The following is a 6,000-nucleotide window of genomic DNA, read 5'->3' on the forward strand; positions in this document are numbered from 1 at the left end:
GGCGCTCCGATCCCGTCGTGGACGGACGACCGGAGACCACCGCGTCGCGACCGTGTCCGACCGTCGTTCGTGGAGTAGCAGATTGGCAGAATCGGTGCGTCGCCGCAGGTCGGGGGCGTGTCCGGCGATCCCGGGCCGTGGGTGCGTGACCTCCGTCGCACCCGGGTCCGAACCACGGTGGGTCGGCGAGGGCGGGCGAAGAGCGAGGTTCACGAATCCCGGCGAGGCGTCGATAAGGAGTCCGCAGGCCAGGATCGGCCGCACTCAAGACCCCCGCCACGGATGGGACATCCATGATCACCGTCACCCGCCGAAACGGCACCGCCTTCGCGCTCAATCCTGATCTGATCGAGCGCGTCGAGGCGACCCCGGACACGGTGATCACCCTGGTGAGCGGAACGAAGTACGTCGTCGCCGAGAGCGTCGCGCAGATCGTCGACGAGGTCTGTCAGTTCCGGGCCGCCGTGCTCGTCGCGTCGGCGAACCCGGCGCCCCCGGAACCCCCGGTCCGCCTTCGGTCCGTCTCGACCTCGGAGAGCTGAGCCATGGACAAGGGAACAGCCATCGGCGTCGGTGTCACCTTCGTCGCCGTCGTCGCCACCGCGGTCATCGACGGCGTCCACCTCACGGCCCTGTTCAACCCGGCCGCGATGATGCTCATCTTCGTCGGCACGTTCGGCGCGGCGGCGGGAAGCCTCCTCATGGAGGAGTACAAGACGGCGTTCATCGGCATGAAGAAGGCGTTCACGGTCGCCAAGCCCGATGCCTCCGGTCTCGTCGACGTCATTGTCAAGATGGCCGACCGCGCCCGCCGCGAGGGCCTGCTCGCCCTCGAGGACATGGCCAAGGACATCGACGACCCTCTGCTCAAGGAGGGCATCCAGATGACCGTCGACGGCACCGACGCCGACGAGATCGCCGAACTGCTCGACGCCCGGATCGCCGCGAAGAAGGACCACGACAAGATCGCCATCGGGTTCCTCGAGGCCATGGGTGGCTACGCCCCCACCCTCGGTGTCGTCGGCGCCGTCCTCGGCCTCATCCACGCCCTCGGCAACCTCGAGGACGTGGGCGCGCTCGGCGGCATGATCGCCTCGGCGTTCGTCGCCACCATGTGGGGCGTGCTCATCGCCAACGCGGCCTGGCTGCCGATGGCTGGCAAGCTCAAGCGGATCAGCCACCTCGAGGTCGCCAACATGGAGATGATCGTCGAGGGGGTTCTCGCGGTTCAGGCCGGCACGAGCCCGCGCATGGTCGAGCAGAAGCTGCGGTCGGCGCTCCCCGGCGGCGGTCAGGCCGACGGCAAGGACGCCAAGGAAGCGAAGGCCGCCTGATGGCCCGCAAGAAGAAGCCCGAGGAGCACGAGGGGCACGCGAACCACGAACGGTGGGTGCTCAGCTACGCCGACATCCTCACCCTGCTGCTCGCCCTGTTCATCGTCATGTTCGCGATCTCCAAGGTCGACCAGAAGAAGTTCGAGGAGTTCGCGCGGGGCACGGCCGAGGGGTTCGGCAACGTCGCGGTCCCCGGCAAGACCGGCCTGCTCGACGGCAGCGACAACGCCCTCGACGGCCAGGCGCCCGCCCAGAAGCAGGACGTGCCCGCGAGCCTGTCCCAGGATCGCGACTCGGCGATCGCCCAGGCCGCCGTGGAGAAGGAGAAGTCCCGGGCCGCGGCGGCGTCGGCCGAGAAGGCCAACCTCGAACAGATCAAGAAACAGCTCGCCATCGAACTGTCGAAGAAGGGCCTCGCCGGCGCCGTGCAGATGCAGGTCGACGCACGCGGCCTCGTCGTCAACATCGTCACGGACAAGGTGTTGTTCGATACCGCGAAGGCCGACCTCAAGCCCACGGGGACGACCGTGCTCGACGCCATCGCGCCCGTGCTGCGGCCGCTGCCCAACACCATCGACGTCGAAGGCCACACCGACGACGTGCCGATCAGCGGCGCCTACCGCTCCAACTGGGCCCTGTCGACCGACCGGGCCGTCATGGTCACCGAGCGTCTCATCAAGGACGGCATCCCCCCGGCCCGCATCTCCCCGTCGGGCTTCGCCGACACCCGCCCCCTCGTCCCCAACAGCTCCGACGAGCGCCGGGCCCGCAACCGCCGCGTCGCGGTCGTCGTCCTGCCGTTCCTGCCACAGGCCGAGGCCGACGCGGGTCTCGCCGCGGCCGACCGCACGCCCGGCGGGGGCAGCGGTGGGGCGCCGGGCACCAGTGGACCTGCCGGTCCGCGCGCTCCCACGATCGCCCCCCCGGCCCCGTCGATCGCCCCCCGCGTCGCGCCCCCGAAGGCCCCCTGAGGCCGATCCCGCGCCGCGGCCCACACGCACGACCCCGACAGACCCCTGTCGCACGACCCCCTGACTCGCACGACCTCCACAGGAGCCCACCATGAGTGACGCAGCCACCGACGACGCCCCGGCACAGAAGGGCAGGAAGAAGCTCCTCATCGTCGTCGCCGCCGCCCTCGTCGTCGTGCTCGGAGCCCTCGTCGTCGTCGGATACATGTTCATCACCAAGGCCGATGCCGACACGAACGCGGCCCCCGAACCCGGCGTCGTCGTCCCTCTCGAGGACGAGATGACCCTCAACCTCGCCGACGGCAAGTTCCTCAAGGTGCAACTCGCGCTCGAACTCACCAAGGAGGCCTCGGAGGCCGCGGGGGAGAAGGCCGCGACGACGTTCGACGGGTCCAAGGCTCAGGACTCCGCGATCGCCGTGCTGTCGACCTACACCTACAAGGACCTCCTCGACGCCAAGACCAAGGAGGCCGCCCGCAAGAAGCTGTCGGACGAGGTGCGCGCACGGTACGACGGCGCGGTCATGCAGGTGTACTTCAAGCAGTTCGTCATGCAGTGACGCACCCACGCCGACCAGCTCAGATCCCGTCCGTCCGTAGCCTGCTCACCCCCCGGCGAGGCTCAGATGAGCGGCCTCGCGGCCGATGTGAGGTCTTGTGAACGCCGAACCGCAGCTCTACGACTTCCGGAGCCCGAGCCGGTTCAGCCGTGAAGAGATGCGGGCGCTGCAGATGGCCTGCGAGACGTTCGCGCGGCAGATGGCCACGGTGCTCAGCAACACCCTGCGCATCGTCGCGCACGCGAACTTCCACGACATCACGCAGACGACCTACGACGAGTACATCGAGCAGGTGCCCAACCCGTCCCTGCTCGCCGTGCTCAACTTCGCCCCGCTCGACGGCGACGGCGTGTTCCAGCTGCCCATGGACCTCGTCATGAGCGTCATCGACCGCCTCCTCGGCGGCCCGGGCGACACCAAGCAGCCGAGCCGGGCGCTCTCGGAGATCGAGACGGGGCTCATCCGCAACCTCGTGCGCCAGATGGTGTACGAACTCCGGTACGCGTTCGAGTCGCGCGGCGGGGTCAAGGGCGAGGTGCAGTCACTCGAGTCCGACCCGCAGTTCCTCCAGCTCGCCCCACCGTCGGACGCGATGCTCGTGGCCGAGTTCGAGATCAAGCTCGGCGACCAGTCCGCGACCTCCACCCTGTGCCTGCCGGTCGAGACCATCGCGCCGGTCCTCGAGATCGTCCACGCCAAGCCGGAGATCGAACTCACGGGCGCCAAGGCGGAGGCCGCGGAGAACCTCAAGGGCCGGATGGCCGACGTGCCGGTCGACGTGCGGGTGAGTTTCGCACCGATCGAGCTGCGGTCGCGGGACATCCTCGACCTCGAGGTCGGGGACGTGCTGCCGCTGCGTCATCCCACCAATCAGCCGCTGACCCTCGAGGCCGACGGGGTCGCCATCGCGACGGCCGTGCCGGGCAGCTACGGCAAGCGCCTCGCGTGCCAGATCGTCACGTCATGACCCGCCCGAACGCGCAGAAGGACAACTGATGCCCACCTCGCCAGAGCTCGACGCGGCCCTCGTCGCCGCGGCCCAGGCGCTGCCTGCGCACTTCGCGAACGCCGACGACCTCACGATCGAGGGTCTCGACGCCATCCAGGCCACGACGATGTCGCTGCCCGGTGGCGCCTTCGCGGTCGAGTCCGTCGTGCAGGGCAACGACGACATCGGCAGCGTCGTCCTCATCATCACCGGCCTCGTCGACCACAAGAACGGCGAGGTGTTCGACCGCACCGAGGCCCGCACGCTGTGGACCACGGCCCTCGAGGAGTCGTTCGCCGCGCTCAAGGGCGAGGTCGGCGACTTCGCGACCGGCCAGGCGCACATGACCGACCCGTTCGACGTGCTGGAGGCCGCGGACGAGGCGAGCGTCGCCGGTGTGTTCTCGGGCCAGACCCTCGCCGCCCTGCTTCTCGCGCAGCCGAAGGAGGCCACCGGTGAGGGCGCCGCCGCCGAACTCGCGGCGGCGATCGCCGCGGCCGAGGCCGAGGTGGCCGCGGCGGAGGGTGGCGACGGTGGCGCGGACGACGGCGAGAACGGTGCCGTGGAGGCCGCGGAGGCCGCCGACGGTGTGGCGGAGGACGCGGGCGCCGCAGGTGAGACGCCGGATGAGGGCGCCGAGGCCGCGGAGTTCACCCCCTCCGCCGACGCCGCCGGGATGACCGGCGCACCCGCCGGCCCCGCCGGCGCACCGGGGGCGATGCCGGGTGGCTTGCCGGGCGCCGGGCAGCCGGGCATGCCGGGGTACGACCCCTACGCGGGGTTCCCGCCCGGGGCCTACCCCCCGCCGGGGTATCCGCCCTACGGTTACGCGGCCCCGCCGCAGGATCCCGAGCAGGCCGCGGCCGCCGCGGCAGCCGCCGCCGCCCGTGCCCAGGCGAACATGAACCTCCCCGGGATGGCGACTCCGCCGCTCGCGCCGTTCGCGCCGTTCGGCCAGGTCGACCCGCGCCGCATCGACCTCCTGCGGGAAGTCCTCATGGGCGTCAGCGTCGAGTTGGGCCGCACCCGTCTCACCGTCAGCGAGATCCTCGGTCTCACCCCCGGGTCGGTCGTCGAACTCGACCGCGCCGCAGGTGCGCCCGTCGACGTCCTCGTCAACGGCACTCTCATCGCCCACGGCGAGGTCGTCGTCGTCGACGAGGAGTTCGCCGTCCGGATCTCCGAGGTCGTCAACCCGCATGCCGGCGGGGAGGGTCGGGCGAGCGCGTGAGCGACGGTTCGCTCGCCTGGACCCTCGTGCGGGCGGGCATCTCCCTGGTGCTCGTGCTCGGGCTCCTCGTCCTGTGCCTTCGGCTCCTCGCCAAGCGTGGGGGCTTCACCGGCCCGACCCACGCCCGTGTCGAGGTCGAGGTCCTCGGCCGACGGCAGCTCACCCGCACCGGGTCCGTCCAGGTCGTCCGCGTGGGGGAGGAGGTGCTCGTCCTCGGCGTCACCGACGCCGAGATCTCGACGCTGCATCACCTCTCACCCGAGGAGCTCGCTGCCGATGAGGGGGAGGAGACCGACACGCCCTCGCCCGCGATGACCACCCCACCGACGTTCGTCGAGGCCCTCCGGCGTCAAGGGCACCTGGGTCGGCTCGTCGCCGAGACGGCCGCCGCCGGCCGAGTCGACGCGGCGGCCGGCCGGGGACGCCGGGGGCGACACCGTGGGGGGTCACCAGGTCGAGGAGCCGCTCCTCGCCAGGACCCCTCCACCACACCGAATGACGTCGTCGGTGCGGCCAGGGCCGAGATCACCTCTGCCCCGGGTCCCCGCCGACGGCGGGCCATCGGCGCCGACCGGTTCGACGGCCCCACCGCCGACGGACACGCCGACAGCCTCACCGCCGGCCGCCACGCCGACCAGCTCGGTGCGGACGCCCGGTCATCCGACCGACGGCCGACCCACGGCACGAGAGGGGGCGCCGCATGACCCTCCGCCGACGCCTCCTGGGTTCCGCCGCCCTCCTCGCCCTCACGGCCGGCGGATGTCTCGCCGCCTCCTCCTCGGCGCAGGCCGTGACCCTCGCGCACCCGGCCACCGTCGCCGTCGCGCCCCTCGCACATGCCGCCGCCGCCCCGCTGTCGGCCGCCCCCGCCGCACCGGCCCCGGCCCCCGCCGCACCGGCCCCAGCCCCCGCCGCCC

8 protein-coding genes are annotated in these 6,000 nt (G+C 71.5%); all 8 read left to right on the forward strand.

Translation table 11 applies throughout. The features are described 5' to 3' along the window. The first annotated feature begins 293 nt into the window (after window positions 1-293). Window positions 294-542, forward strand: coding sequence for a flagellar FlbD family protein (locus RT054_RS15970; protein ID WP_312722558.1), 249 nt, complete (start codon window positions 294-296; stop codon window positions 540-542). Between the two features lie 3 nt (window positions 543-545). Further along, entirely contained in the window at window positions 546-1,334 is a 789-nt protein-coding gene (locus RT054_RS15975; protein WP_312722557.1) for a MotA/TolQ/ExbB proton channel family protein, read from the forward strand. Then, complete coding sequence (locus RT054_RS15980; protein WP_312722556.1) at window positions 1,334-2,305, forward strand: flagellar motor protein MotB; 972 nt, start codon at window positions 1,334-1,336, stop codon at window positions 2,303-2,305. The genes RT054_RS15975 and RT054_RS15980 overlap by 1 nt, the downstream gene beginning before the upstream one ends. Before the next feature lie 91 nt (window positions 2,306-2,396). After that, window positions 2,397-2,864 carry a flagellar basal body-associated FliL family protein gene (locus tag RT054_RS15985; protein ID WP_313025544.1) on the forward strand — a complete coding sequence of 156 codons (468 nt, stop codon included), beginning with the start codon at window positions 2,397-2,399 and terminating at the stop codon, window positions 2,862-2,864. A gap of 97 nt (window positions 2,865-2,961) precedes the next feature. Continuing rightward, the gene (gene fliM / locus RT054_RS15990; protein WP_313025546.1) at window positions 2,962-3,831 is read left to right on the forward strand and encodes a flagellar motor switch protein FliM; all 870 of its coding nucleotides are present in this window, start codon (window positions 2,962-2,964) and stop codon (window positions 3,829-3,831) included. Between the two features lie 28 nt (window positions 3,832-3,859). Then, a complete protein-coding gene (fliN, locus tag RT054_RS15995) occupies window positions 3,860-5,083 on the forward strand; it encodes a flagellar motor switch protein FliN (protein WP_312722754.1) in 1,224 nt (407 codons plus the stop codon). Further along, the gene (locus RT054_RS16000) at window positions 5,080-5,787 is read left to right on the forward strand and encodes a flagellar biosynthetic protein FliO (RefSeq protein WP_312722756.1); all 708 of its coding nucleotides are present in this window, start codon (window positions 5,080-5,082) and stop codon (window positions 5,785-5,787) included. Before fliN ends, RT054_RS16000 begins: the two co-directional genes overlap by 4 nt. Next, the coding region (locus RT054_RS16005) for a hypothetical protein (RefSeq protein ID WP_313025548.1) at window positions 5,784-6,000 on the forward strand (217 nt) is incomplete at its 3' end. The genes RT054_RS16000 and RT054_RS16005, both read left to right, overlap by 4 nt.

Source organism: Mobilicoccus sp., from assembly GCF_032060985.1.
Classification (GTDB): domain Bacteria; phylum Actinomycetota; class Actinomycetes; order Actinomycetales; family Dermatophilaceae; genus Mobilicoccus.